The following is a 12,920-nucleotide window of genomic DNA, read 5'->3' as shown; positions in this document are numbered from 1 at the left end:
TCAGGAGTAGATGAGTGCGGCTTTTCTTTACTTAAAATCGCTCACCGTAAATCATGTAACAGGGCTTGCCCTAGTTAGGCGGCCGACTTTCCGCTAGAATAACAACTATACATATACCTTGAATCTGATAACGATTGGAATGAGACGATGTTTAAAATTATGATAGTGGAAGATGATTTGACGATTTCCGGCATATTAAAAGAAGAACTGCAAAAATGGAATTATGAAGTTTTTCTTGTGGAGGATTTCAGCCGAGTGATGGAAGAGTTTAAAGTCAATGCGCCGCAGCTGGTGCTGATGGATATTTCGCTGCCGTCGTTTAACGGCTATTATTGGTGCCAGGAAATCCGCAAAGTGTCGCAAGTGCCGATCATTTTTATTTCATCGCGGAATGAAAACATGGATATCGTCATGGGGATCCAGATGGGGGCGGACGATTTTATTTCCAAGCCGTTCGATCTTACTGTGGCAGTTGCGAAGACGCAGGCCTTGCTGCGGCGTGCATATGATTTTAATGAATCGGATAATTACTTGAATTTTAATCGGACAGTGCTGAAACCAGGAGAATCGAGACTTTATTACAACGAAGAGGAAATCGATTTAACACGGACCGAACTCCGGATTTTGGAATCGTTGTTTTTGCAAAAAGGCGAATACGTCATGCGCGACGCCATCATGGTTAAGTTATGGGAAGACGAGTCGTTTATCGACGACAATACGCTGGCGGTGAACATTGCCAGGCTGCGCAAAAAGTTGGCGAAGGCGGATCTCGTGGATTTCATTATCACGAAAAAAGGCATCGGTTATGCCCTCAACAAGGAAGCAGCCAATGAATAAAGAAGCAAAGGCAGCAGTAATCAGAAGCTTTGCAGTAGCGGTGCGCGCCCAGCTTTTTGTCTTCGCGGGAATGATCGTTATTTTCGCGGCGGTGTATTTTCTCGGCAGGCTTCCGCTTGGCCTTTTTATTTACAGTGCGGAACTCGCGGTTTTTCTTTTTGGCGTTTATTTAATCATTCAATTTGTAAGCTACAAGAAGCGGTATGAGGCGATTCGCAATTTGAGGACGGCTGCTTCGTTAAGCGGCGGAGAAATAGCAGACGGTGCGGATCCCGCTGACCGGCTGTACGTTGAAAAGATCGAGTCGCTTTTGAACGAGTTGCGTGAGTTGGAAAACCTCCATGCCGATCGGCAAAGCGACCAACTGGATTATTTCACGCTTTGGCTTCACCAGATCAAGACGCCGATTTCAGCCATCAGTTTACTGAACCAAAGTTCGGCGGCAAAAGAAGCGAAGCAAATTTCCCAGGAATTGCTGCGGCTCGAAGACTATACCCATATGGCGCTGAATTACGTCAAACTCGAAGAAGGCGGCGGGGAACTCGAGCTAACTGAGGTGGACATTGATGACGCCATCAAGAAAGCGGTCAAGAAATACTCCATTTTGTTTATTTATAAAGGCATCAAACTCAATTACGAACCGCTCGGGATGCGTGTTTTGTCCGATGGCAAATGGCTGCAGAATTTAATCGAACAAATTTTATCAAACAGTTTGAAATACACGCCAACTGGCAGCATTTCCATTTGCCACGACCCGCAAAAACCAAATTCGCTGATCATCGAAGATACCGGTATTGGCATCCGTTCGGAAGACTTGCCGAAGATTTTCAATAAGGGCTATTCCGGCTTAAACGGCCGCCTGCACGAAAAATCGACCGGCCTGGGCTTGTTTCTCAGCAAAAAAATCTGTGAGCGCCTCGGGCATCAGCTCGACATCCAATCGGAATTCGGAAAAGGCACGCGCGTGGCGATCGATTTGTCGCGGAAAGAGCTGGAAATATTTGATTGAAAAGGTGCGGCAGCTGCGTTAGAAAGTATTTCGGACGAATTGGAAAGTATTTGATTCAAATTGGAAAGTATTTTGGGCCAAACAGAAAGTATTTTGCCGATTTTGGAAAGTAAATCCGTTTTCTGGAAAAAAGCTCGCCGCTCAAACTTACGAAACCGTAAGATACCCCAATCGTTTGTAAGAATAGGTACAGGCAGCCCGTTTCATCCTGTCGTATGATAGATAGCAAGGAGGGGTTAGCAATGACCTTATTAGAAATCAAGAATCTTAAAAAAGTATATACAGCGCGTTTTTCGAATCAACAGACAGAGGCGCTTACGACCGTGAATTTTTCTGTGAAAGCAGGCGAGTTCGTTTCGATCATGGGTGAGTCGGGTTCAGGGAAAACGACGCTTTTGAATATCATCTCAACGCTCGATGATGCGACTTCCGGTGAAGTGTATCTGGACGGCGCACCGCTATCGAAAATCAAAGATAAGGAAATCTCGGCGTTCCGCAGAAACACGCTCGGATTCGTATTTCAGGATTTCAACTTGTTGGATAACTTCACGATTAAAGACAATATCCTATTGCCGCTCGTTTTGTCGAAAACACCGATCGATGAAATGGAGCGCCGTTTAATTCCCATCGTCAAAAACTTAGGGATCGAAGCTCATATCAATAAATTCCCTTATGAAGTGTCAGGCGGCCAGAAGCAGCGTGTGGCTGTAGCGCGGGCACTCATCACACAGCCGAAAATCATTTTGGCGGATGAACCGACAGGCGCGCTCGATTCGAAAGCGTCGCAAAACTTGATGGAGATTTTAAAAGGCATCAACGAATCCAGCCAGACGATTTTGATGGTGACACACAGTACGCGGGCCGCAAGCTTCTCGAACCGTGTGTTGTTTATCCGGGATGGTGCTGTCTACCATGAAATTTACCGGGGCGAGGCATCTGCTGATGACTTCATGGACCGTATTTCGCAGTCGTTGAAAGTGTTGTCCAGCAGGGGGGAGAAGGATGAATAACCGCTTCTTTTCCACCTTGGCGCTGCGCAACATCCGTTCAAACAAACAATTGTACATTCCCTACCTGTTGTCGTCGCTGACAATTGTCGCCATGTTTTATTTAATGGCTTCGCTGTTGACGAATAAATTCGTCCAGGAGCGATCGTCATCATTGCCAATGTTGTTTATGATCGGCTGTGTGGTCATCGGGATTTTTTCCGTCATTTTCATCTTGTACACAAACAGCTTCTTGATCAAACGAAGAAAAAAGGAAATCGGTCTTTACGGAATTTTGGGGCTGGAGAAAAAGCATGTTGCCAAAATTTTATTTTTTGAAACACTTTTCACAAGCCTTGTAAGCATTGCAGCAGGTTTGTTGGCGGGATTGATTTTCGGAAGGCTGTTCTTTATGCTGTTGAATTTCATGCTGCGCTTGCCGGCAGAAATCGAGTATTCGACTGATTTGCTGACGGCATTAGCGACGACTGCTTTATTCCTTGGTATTTTTGGAATGACGTACTTATATAACGTCAGCCAGTTTACGTTTGCCAATCCAATCAAATTGCTGAAAGGGAAACAAGAAGGGGAGAAGGAACCGAAAGGCTCAATCATCTTATTCATCTTGTCCCTGATCTTTCTCGGCTGGGGCTACGGAATTTCCATAACGATTCCAGACCCGATCGAAGCCATATCAAAATTCTTTTTAGCCGTGCTGTTTGTCATTATTGGGACGTATTTATTGTTTATCTCCGGCTCCATTTTCATTTTAAAAGCGTTAAAAAACAACAAACGGATTTATTACCGTCCGGGCGCATTTATCTCCATTTCAGGCATGTTGTACCGGATGAAACAAAATGCGGTGGGTTTGGCGAATATCTGCATCTTGGCGTCGATGGTCATCATTGCTGTTTCAACGACAGTGACCATGTTCGTCGGAGCGGAAGAAACCTTGACGAACCGCTATTCACATGAAAACAACATAAAAGTGTTCGGCGATCAGGAAGATATAGGAGCAATAAATTCTCGCTTTTTCGAGTTGCAGGAACAGCTTCGGAAAGAAACGGAATCGGCAGGACTCAGTGTGGCAGAAGCAGAGAACTTTCGTTATCAGACAATGATGGGACGGCTTGAAGACCAAAAATTTGTTTTTGAGGATAGCTCTGCGGAGTCAGAACTGCCTGTCATTTTGGAAATTCTGCCTCTTGAAGACTTTAATCAAATGAGCGGGAATTCTTATTCACTGGCAGACGATGAAGCCCTGTTTTACCATTCGACCGGAACTTATGAGGAAGATGCGTTGACAATAGGGGAACAGACATACCAAATTACACCCATCAAAAATGAATTCGGCGGCGATATGGAGTTGACGGAATCGATTGCTCTCGTGGTGCCGGATGTTGCTCATATCGAACAGCTTAAAAAAGATTTTGAACTGCAGTTTCCTGACAGCACGTATTTGACAATTGATGCGAATATTAGCTGGAATACGACCGGCACGGAAGAAGAGAAGCGAGCATTCGCTGAGCACATGAACAGCGAATATGGCTGGGATTCACCGAACAAGGGCAGCCTATACACTTCACAGATTCTCGAACGTGAAGAATGGTACAGCTTAAACGGCGGCTTCCTGTTCCTTGGTATTTTCTTGGGATTGCTGTTTACAATTGGCACAGTACTGATTACGTATTTTAAGCAAGTATCTGAAGGATTTGATGATCGTGAGAAATTCCAGATTATGCAGAAAGTCGGACTCGACAAGGAAATGATCCATGATTCTACGCGTTCGCAGATTGTTTGGATGTTCTTGCTGCCAATTGTCTTCGCCACCATCCATGTGAGTTTCGCGTACCCGATTGTCCGCAAATTGCTGCTGCTTTTCGGAGTGACGAATGAGGTGACTTGGCTCTTGTCGTTCATCGGAGTAGTGATTGCGTTTGCAACGATCTACTGGATGATTTACCGGGTGACGTCGAAAGTGTATTACAGCATAGTAAAATAAAGAAAAGAGTAAAGCGGCTGTCTCCGGACAGCCGCTTTTTTCAGTCAAAAGGCTGAAATTAGCTGAGATGTGAGCATATATCCGTTTGTTTATTCTTTCATCCGTTAACATGGGAATTAGCGAACCCGAAACGAGCGAATAGAATTGTCCGCCGTTTTCTTTGGGAAGAGAAAGTTAAAGGAGGAAGATAGATGAGAACAAAAACTGAAAGCATATTTGAACCCTATACATTCCGGTCGGGATTGACGATCAATAACCGTGTGCTGATGGCACCGATGACAATTTCTTCTTCTCAGCCGAACGGCGATGTATCGGAAGATGAATTGGTTTATTACAACCGCCGGGCAAAAAGCGGGTTGGGCGCAGTCGTTACAGCATGTGCCTTTGTTGAGCCGCTTGCAGTAGGCTTCCCGGATTCCATCGGCGCGGAAAGTGATGAGCGAATCGACAGCTTGTCGCGTTTGGCCAAGTCAATCCACGACGGCGGCGCAAAAGCGATCCTGCAGATTTTCCATGCGGGCCGCATGTCGAACGCCAAGTTACTGAACGGAGAACAGCCGGTTTCAGCAAGCGATGTGCCGGCAGCTCGGCCGAAAGCGGAAACGCCGCGTGAAATGACCGAAGCAGAAATTGAAGCAACGATTGCAGCGTTCGGCGAAGCGACAAGACGCGCCATCCAGGCAGGCTTTGACGGAGTGGAAATCCACGGCGCCAATACGTATTTGATTCAGCAATTTTTCTCCCCGCATTCCAACCGGCGCACCGATAAATGGGGCGGCGATGTAGGAGCGCGCATGGCGTTTCCTCTTGCAGTGATCGAATCCATTCAAGAAGCGGTTGCAGAGCATGCGGAAAATCCGTTTGTCATCGGCTACCGCATCAGCCCGGAAGAACGCGAAGAACCGGGCATCACGATGGACGATACGTTGAAGTTCTTGTCCGCGATTGTCGATAAAGGCGTGGATTATATCCACGCGTCTGTCGGCAATTTCTTTGGAGGCTCAATCCGTGAAGATGATCCGCGTTCACGCGTGGAATTGATCCAGCAACATATCGGCGATCGCGTGCCGGTCATCGGCGTTGGTGGTTTGCAGACGCTCGACCAAGTGAAGAAAGCGTTGGAAGTGACGCCTCTTGTATCGCTTGGCCATGCCTTGATCATGGATCCGGAATGGTTGGCGAAAGTGAAAGGGCAGCGCGACGAAGAAATCTTCCAGGCGCTCCACTTAAGCAAGAAAGACAAACTCGACATTCCGGAAAACTTGTGGAATATGGTGGCCAACGCTCCTGGCTGGTTCAAAGTCGAGGAATAAAACCGCATTCAATCAAAAACAGCGTTCACCTGAAAAGGATGGACGCTGTTTTTATATTTATTGAACTCCCATGGCCTGCTTCACTATCGAGACCACTTCGCTGCTGAAGGTTTCCAAATCAACGGTTTTGGTGATGTTGGCGTTTAGCATGTATTCGCCGATGGCCCCTTGAATCAGATTCGCCATGACGTCTACATGGAACGGGCCAAAGTCGCCGTTTTTTTGGCCTTCTTTCAAAATGGCGGTTAGCGTCCCCATGATCGGATCGTCATCATCATCGCCCATTTTGTAATAAGGAACATTGTCTTCGGTCCGGGCATTGAAAATAATTTCAATCAATGCCGTATAGCGTTTCGGGTGGGTTCCTTGATAAGCGAGGCTGGCCATGATAAACGCCTCCACTTTTTCAATAGGCGAGTCCGCTTGTTCGACGCACTCCAAAATATATGAAGTGGACGACTCCAGAAGATTCTCCAGCAAGTGATTCATCAAATCTTCTTTATCGGCGAAATGATAGGAAATCAAGCCGGTGCTAATGCCGGCTCGTTTCGCAATTTGAGACAGGCTGGCTTTTACATAGCCGACATCATCCAGTGTTTGGATGGCTGCTTCGATAATCTGTTCCCGCCGAGCTTCGGCAATGAACGATTGTTTTTGGTCTTTTTTCATATGCGTCCCTTTCGGCCTCCATCAATTTTTCTGTTTCTCCAGGTGCTTGGCAACAAAGAACCCAATCGCGATGAGGATGATCACGGATTGAATCACGATTGCCCGGGGGCTCGGCATCGACAAGTTTTCCCAAAAAGGATCAATGGCTCCGCTTATGACGCCATTCGCATTGCCGAACAGTTTTCCAGTCAGCACCATCAAAAAGACGATCAAGTTAACGAAAAGGATGACCGGGACCATGTAAAGCCCAGCAATGAATGCGGACCAACTACTCTGGCGGTTTAGCAGATAAAGTACTGCAGAACCGAGAAACAGGAGTCCGGCCACTGCAATTAAACTTAAACGCGGCGCCCATTGAAGCCAAGAAACTTCTGGTGCATTGATGAGGTCAGTGTATTTACTCCAAGTATACCAAAACGCGAGGGCGGCGAGGAATAGGGAAGCAAACGGAAGTGCGATTTGAACCCACTGTGGCTGTTGGCTATACGTTTCTTCATGGTTCTTTTTCATCTTGCATTCTCCTTTTATTTTTTTGGTCGACTATATAAAATATTGGTTATTTAATCAAATAATAACATGGTTGACCAAAAAAATCTATTCTTTTATTGAAGAAAAGCAGTGAAATCGGAATCGGGAAATATGCTACACTTTTGGTAAATCACCAGCTGCCAAGGAGGAAAAAGGATGGCTCATCAGATCCGCTTGGTTTGCTTGTTGCTTTCGGCTGTTTTGATTGTAGCCGGATGCACCGAACAAAAAGAGAAGCGTCAGGCTGAACTTATTCAAAACGATTGGCTATACCAGCTCCAAAATGCAGAGCCTGAAAAAATTGCCGACAGCGGCTATACGTGGGCAGTGTTGGACCCGACTGGGGAAGGAAGCGAAGACACGCGCTATTCGAGAGACGAAATCGCCAAGATGAAAGAAAGCGGCATGACCGTTTTGGCTTATTTGAGCATTGGGGAAGCAAGCGCTTATTTGGCTTATTGGAAGAAAGAATGGGGAGCCGAGAAAAACGGTGTTCTGAAAGTAAAAGAGGAAGCGCCTTTATGGCTGGGACGCGAGCCCAATCCTTCCTGGCCGGAAAGTATCAACGTCCGTTATTGGGATGAAGCATGGTGGAAGCTGCTGGAACCGGAACTTGCCAAAATTAAAGAACAAGGGTTTAGCGGCGTTTACTTGGATATAGTGGATGGCTATCTTTATTGGGGAGACGCTTCCACTTTTGCAAAAGAACAGCGGCTTGTGGAAGACCCGGCAACGGAAGAAGAAGCCGCTAAACGGATGATGGATCTCGTCAAACGGATTTCAAGTTATATGAAAAAAGACGAGCCAAATTTTCAAGTATTTCCGCAAAACGCCGAGACGATTCTTGCTTATGATGACGATGGTTCTTATATAAACGCAATCGACGGAATCGGTGTGGAAGATCTATGGTTTGACGAAGAGCAACGGCAAACCGACACAGAAGAACGGCTGCCTTATTTAAAAACCATTCAAAATGCTGGGAAAACCGTGCTGGCTGCCGATTATGTCGCAAGTTCGGATTCTAAAAGCGAGCAAGAAGTTATCGAATATCTGAAACTTTGCAAAGAGCAAAAATTTCAGTGCCTGGCTGCCTATCATGACAGGGAGCTGGCTGCTCTCATACCAAAAGAAAGATGGTCCGCCGATTAACGGAGACCATCTTTTTTTATTCTACTGTGTATTCGCTTTCTGCTTTAAAATCTTGCCCTTCTTTTGGCGTCAGCCACGCTTCTACTTTATACGTTCCAGGTGCCAGATCGAGTTCGGGAATATCAAATTCATAGCTCAGCTCTTCGCCTTGCTTGACGGTTTCTTCGCCAAGCGCCTGCGTGAACATAGCGGTGGACGACATCAGAAATACTTGGCTGCCGCTTTCGTCTGACAAGGAAACGTCGATGCGTTGGCCGCTCGTGAAGGAGAACGTTTTGATTTCTTCGGTTTGGTTGGTCAAGGTATAGCGGTACGTGTTGTCATCCAGCGGTTCTAGGTTCGGGATGAGTGCGCCTGCCACAATGCCTCCTGAAGACTCATCAGTTGTTCCAGGGGTTTCTTCTTCTGGAGAATCTGGCGGCTGTCCGCCGGTTGTGTTGTCTTCTTTTGTGCCGCAAGCTGCCAGAATCAATGCCAGCAGCATCAGCAATAAAACCAGAAATCCTGTTTGTTTTTTCATCCGGTGTCCTCCTAGCTGTCTATGTCTTGTGCGTTTAACATAAGAACGTTTAAGGGAATCAAAAGTTACAAGCAGTTTTATGTAAGTCTTCTCTCCTATCTGGTTTTTGAAAATTTGCAAGATGAAAAAGTTGATAGGGGTTATATAGAACCAAAACCGGTAAATCGCGAAACTTCTGAATTGGACTGCCGTACACTAATTAAAACGATTAGAAGGGATGGAGAATTTTGAAACTGAAAAAATTGAAATGGCTGTTTATCTCTGGATTATTCGCAGCAATTTTAACCGGCTGTTCCGGTGAAGAAGAATCAAAAGCGGAAGAAAAACCTGTTGCCCAAGAAGAAAAGCAGCCTGAAAAAGAAAAAGAAATAGATCCGGCTATTCCGGAAGCGGCCATACATAACGTAGAAGAACTCGTAAAAGAAAAAGGGAAATACGCGGCATCGGAAATGACGGAACAAGAAGAAGAGCAGTTGCTTGAAGAACTAGAAGCTGCACCAGAAGGCATGACAGGAGAAGAAGCTTACTCGTTTGCGGTATCGCTTGTAGCTCCAGACATTGAAGAGTCGGCCGAGAAATTTGAAGCCATCGATCCGGTAATCACGATTGATTCTTCCACACCGGAAGACGAAATCGACATTCCGGAACAAGAAACCGTCAACGTGGCAATTTTGCTGGATGCCAGCGGAAGCATGGCTGCGGAAGTAAGCGGCGGCCAGAAAATGAAATTGGCCAAACAAGCAATCCACAACTACGCCGCAGATTTGCCGAAAGGATCGAATATTATGCTTCGTGTTTACGGACACGAAGGCACGGGTTCAGATGCAGATAAAGAAATGTCGTGCAGGAGCAATGAAGTGGTGTATGAGCTGGGTGATTTTAACGAACAGGCATTTGCGGAATCATTGGACCAATTTGACCCAGCCGGTTGGACGCCTTTAGCCGGCGCGATTGAAGCGGCGGAAAAAGATTTGCAGGATCAAAAAGGCGAAAATGTACGCAATGTCGTGTATGTAGTAAGCGATGGCATTGAAACGTGCGGCGGCGACCCGGCAGCTGCTGCAGCTTCACTGAACGAATCGGACATTCAAGCAGAAGTGAACATCATCGGCTTTGACGTTGACAACGAAGGCCAAAAACAACTTGAAGCGGTAGCGAAAGCCGGCAAAGGCCAATACAAATCGGTCTACTCTGAAAGTGATTTGAATGACTATTTAAAACAAGAATACAGCCGCCTGTACTCGGAATGGCTGGCGTGGGGAAATGACCGCTATGGCGACATCCTTGCGCAAAGCAACGACATCTACGGCGAATTGCTGTCGTACAACAATGATATTTACGGCAAGTCCTTATCTGCAAAAAACAAAATGTACAGCATTCATTTTGAGTTGAAAAAGCTTGAGAAATTCAAAGACGAAGAAGCCGTCAAGCGATACAACGAACTCATCGACATCCGGCACGAAACGGTTGCGGAGTATTTTGACCATGAAAAAGAACGAAAAGACGCCATCCGAAAAGACATGAAAGAAAAGCTGGAAGACAAAGTGAATAATTTAAAAGAAGAGAAAACAGACGAGTACTCTTCCTGATTTATTGGCCGTTTCGTTTGGTAAAACAAACGGATACGGCCTTTTCATGTTCTTGCGAAAGGCTGCACAGTACAATAAGATTGATAGAGTGCATCGCAAAAGGAGTGGGACGATAATGAAACCAAACTTTCCATATTCCAACCAGATCAAAGTGGCTTTGAAAAATGATCCGCCTGGCCAATGGTTTTCAGCGCTTCCTGAAGGCTGCATCCGGCTCAGTTCCGGCTATCCCGAGCCAAAACTCGTGCCGTCCCAAGAATTAAAAGCGGCGGTAGCGGAATTGCTGGAGGCAGAAGGAGATTTGCCGCTTCAATACATCGGCAGCCCGAGTGTTCCGAATCTAAAAGAATTTATTCGGCAGCGCCTGTTTTTGAGGGCAGTAGAAGTTTCTGAAGAAGAACTGCTCGTCACAGCCGGAGCGTGCCAAGCAATCGATTTGATTGCACGGGCTTTTTTGGACGATGAAGCAGTCGTGGCAATTGAGTCGCCGACTTATATGGAAGCATTGGAGATTTTCCGCAATTACACGGAGCATTTCATCCCAGTGCCGGTGGATGCGAATGGATTTGATGCGGACCAGTTTGCGGCAATACTGGCCAAACGGAAAAAGCAGGGGCAGCCGCTGCCACGCCTGCTGTATACCATTCCGACTTCGCAAAACCCTACGGGAACAACCATGTCCCAAGAGCGCAGGGAACGAGTTTTGGCGTTAGCTGAGGAGTACGGGTTTCTTATTATAGAAGACGATGCGTACGGCGAACTCAATTTTGCAGATCAGCCGAAATTGTTAAAAGCAATGGACCGGCATGAGCGGGTTTTCCATATTGGTTCGTATTCGAAGGTGGTCGCACCGGGCATGCGGATCGGCTGGGTCGCGGGGCCAGAGCAGTTTATCACCACGCTCGGCTGGTTAAAGAAAGATTTGAACCATCCGTTTGCCCAAGCATCTATGGCAGTATTTCTCGGGAACTGCGATTTTGACGGCCGGCTGGACTTTTTGGCAGATACATACGAAACAAAATGCCAAGCAATGATTGCCGCTTTGGAGCAATTCCTACCCCAATCAGCTTCTTGGTACGTGCCGGATGGCGGCTATTTTATTTGGCTCCGCATTCCAGGGATGGATACGGCACAGTTGCTGCCAAAAGCGTTGGCCGCTGGTGTCTCTTATGTGCCCGGCAAGTACTTTTTCCTCGAGGAGTCAGAAGGCACTGAATTTTTGCGGCTGTCGTTTAGTTATGCCAGTGAAGAAGAAATTGTCGAAGGAGTTCGCTTGCTGGGAGAACTCTTATAAAAACTAGCACTGCTGGTAACCTAAAAGGTTATCGGCAGTGCTTTTTTTGTCCGTATATTGCAAAACTGTAAGGCAACCGTCATCTTAAGTAAATGCTGGCATTGGAAATGGTGCCTATACTTAAATCAATACCAAGAGGTGCAAGGCTTCTTGAAAAGGAGGAAGACAAAGATGAAAAAAGTAGTAGAGGCCATTATGGCAGTTGGGGAATTTTTGATTGATGGCAAACAATCGGCAAACTGCATAAACGAAACAGAAAAAGGAGTGGAGCAGCGATGAAGAAGAAATTACTGGGTTTTACAGCAGCACTTATGGCAAGTGTATTACTCACCGGATGCGGGCTTTTTGAAAAAGCAAACGGCATTATTTTATACGGAGACGAACAGAAAATTCTGGAATCCTTAAAACAAGAACCAAAAGGGGAAAAAGAAAAGTTTTCCATTAAAGTGGTGGAAACTGAAAACGAGCGGATGATGGTGATCAATGAAGAAACGGCGCAAGCACTTGTCGATAAAGAATTGCTGAAAAAAGTGATGGATAACGACAAAACAAAAGCGATTTCTTCATTGCCAAAAGTCGCAAAAGGGGAAAGCATCCTTTACGCCAAAAAAGAAAAAGATGGCCTTGTACTTGAGGGACAAACATTAAAAACAACGTACGAAGGAAATTCCATTATCGGTGACGGCCGAGCGTATGTGGACATGTTCTTGATCGTCGACAACGAAGATTGGCCTGCAATCGAAGGGGCTGAAAAAACAATGGGGATCATTCAATACAAAAAAGATCCTGACGGCATGAAAGATTTTGATGTAGAACGGGCTCAGCTTGTGCGAATCGTTGACTGAGTCCGAATGCAGCGAAGGGCGTTTCTGTTAACCACTGTGGTTAATGAAAGCGCCTTTTGATCTGAAAATTTTCATAGCTTAGCCTCCAAAGAAAATAAGGATACATAAAAAGGCTGCAGTAGAAAAAATAGAAAAAAGACTGCTCCAAAAAGTCAGTAAGAATGACCTTTTGGGGCAGT

At 46.0% G+C, this 12,920-nt stretch carries 12 protein-coding genes; 9 read left to right on the top strand and 3 right to left on the bottom strand.

What is annotated here, in order from left to right:
* The first annotated feature begins 147 nt into the window (after positions 1–147).
* From ACRRQV_RS14205 to ACRRQV_RS14185, 5 genes are all read left to right on the top strand, one after another.
* The gene (locus ACRRQV_RS14205; RefSeq protein ID WP_432531992.1) at positions 148–837 is read left to right on the top strand and encodes a response regulator transcription factor; all 690 of its coding nucleotides are present in this window, start codon (positions 148–150) and stop codon (positions 835–837) included.
* Entirely contained in the window at positions 830–1,846 is a 1,017-nt protein-coding gene (locus tag ACRRQV_RS14200; protein WP_432531990.1) for a sensor histidine kinase, read from the top strand. Before ACRRQV_RS14205 ends, ACRRQV_RS14200 begins: the two co-directional genes overlap by 8 nt.
* A gap of 242 nt (positions 1,847–2,088) precedes the next feature.
* Positions 2,089–2,856 carry an ABC transporter ATP-binding protein gene (locus ACRRQV_RS14195; protein WP_432531988.1) on the top strand — a complete coding sequence of 256 codons (768 nt, stop codon included), beginning with the start codon at positions 2,089–2,091 and terminating at the stop codon, positions 2,854–2,856.
* Positions 2,849–4,834, top strand: coding sequence for an FtsX-like permease family protein (locus ACRRQV_RS14190; protein WP_432531986.1), 1,986 nt, complete (start codon positions 2,849–2,851; stop codon positions 4,832–4,834). Before ACRRQV_RS14195 ends, ACRRQV_RS14190 begins: the two co-directional genes overlap by 8 nt.
* Before the next feature lie 191 nt (positions 4,835–5,025).
* Positions 5,026–6,147, top strand: coding sequence for an NADH-dependent flavin oxidoreductase (locus tag ACRRQV_RS14185; protein WP_432531984.1), 1,122 nt, complete (start codon positions 5,026–5,028; stop codon positions 6,145–6,147).
* A gap of 57 nt (positions 6,148–6,204) precedes the next feature.
* Here ACRRQV_RS14185 and ACRRQV_RS14180 read toward each other — a convergent pair whose 3' ends face one another.
* Positions 6,205–6,816 carry a TetR/AcrR family transcriptional regulator gene (locus ACRRQV_RS14180; protein ID WP_432531982.1) on the bottom strand — a complete coding sequence of 204 codons (612 nt, stop codon included), beginning with the start codon at positions 6,814–6,816 and terminating at the stop codon, positions 6,205–6,207.
* Positions 6,817–6,837: 21 nt separating this feature from the next.
* Positions 6,838–7,326, bottom strand: a complete 489-nt coding sequence (locus tag ACRRQV_RS14175; protein WP_432531980.1) for a hypothetical protein — start codon at positions 7,324–7,326, stop codon at positions 6,838–6,840.
* Positions 7,327–7,500: 174 nt separating this feature from the next.
* Here ACRRQV_RS14175 and ACRRQV_RS14170 point away from each other — a divergent pair, with 174 nt between their 5' ends.
* A complete protein-coding gene (locus ACRRQV_RS14170; protein WP_432531978.1) occupies positions 7,501–8,493 on the top strand; it encodes an MJ1477/TM1410 family putative glycoside hydrolase in 993 nt (330 codons plus the stop codon).
* Positions 8,494–8,509: 16 nt separating this feature from the next.
* Here the strand turns inward: ACRRQV_RS14170 and ACRRQV_RS14165 are convergent, their stop codons facing one another.
* Positions 8,510–9,013, bottom strand: coding sequence for a BsuPI-related putative proteinase inhibitor (locus ACRRQV_RS14165; RefSeq protein WP_432531976.1), 504 nt, complete (start codon positions 9,011–9,013; stop codon positions 8,510–8,512).
* 227 nt (positions 9,014–9,240) lie between these two features.
* Here ACRRQV_RS14165 and ACRRQV_RS14160 point away from each other — a divergent pair, with 227 nt between their 5' ends.
* The 3 genes from ACRRQV_RS14160 to ACRRQV_RS14150 all read left to right on the top strand — a co-directional run bounded on the left by ACRRQV_RS14160 (position 9,241) and on the right by ACRRQV_RS14150 (position 12,741).
* Positions 9,241–10,602, top strand: a complete 1,362-nt coding sequence (locus ACRRQV_RS14160; RefSeq protein ID WP_432531974.1) for a vWA domain-containing protein — start codon at positions 9,241–9,243, stop codon at positions 10,600–10,602.
* Between the two features lie 115 nt (positions 10,603–10,717).
* Positions 10,718–11,896, top strand: a complete 1,179-nt coding sequence (locus ACRRQV_RS14155; RefSeq protein WP_432531972.1) for a PLP-dependent aminotransferase family protein — start codon at positions 10,718–10,720, stop codon at positions 11,894–11,896.
* Positions 11,897–12,171: 275 nt separating this feature from the next.
* Complete coding sequence (locus tag ACRRQV_RS14150) at positions 12,172–12,741, top strand: lipoprotein BA_5634 family protein (protein WP_432531970.1); 570 nt, start codon at positions 12,172–12,174, stop codon at positions 12,739–12,741.
* Positions 12,742–12,920 lie beyond the last annotated feature (179 nt).

It is taken from the genome of Planococcus sp. YIM B11945 (assembly GCF_050864155.1).
Taxonomy (GTDB): domain Bacteria; phylum Bacillota; class Bacilli; order Bacillales_A; family Planococcaceae; genus Planococcus.
This window is presented reverse-complemented; position numbering and strand designations above follow the sequence as displayed.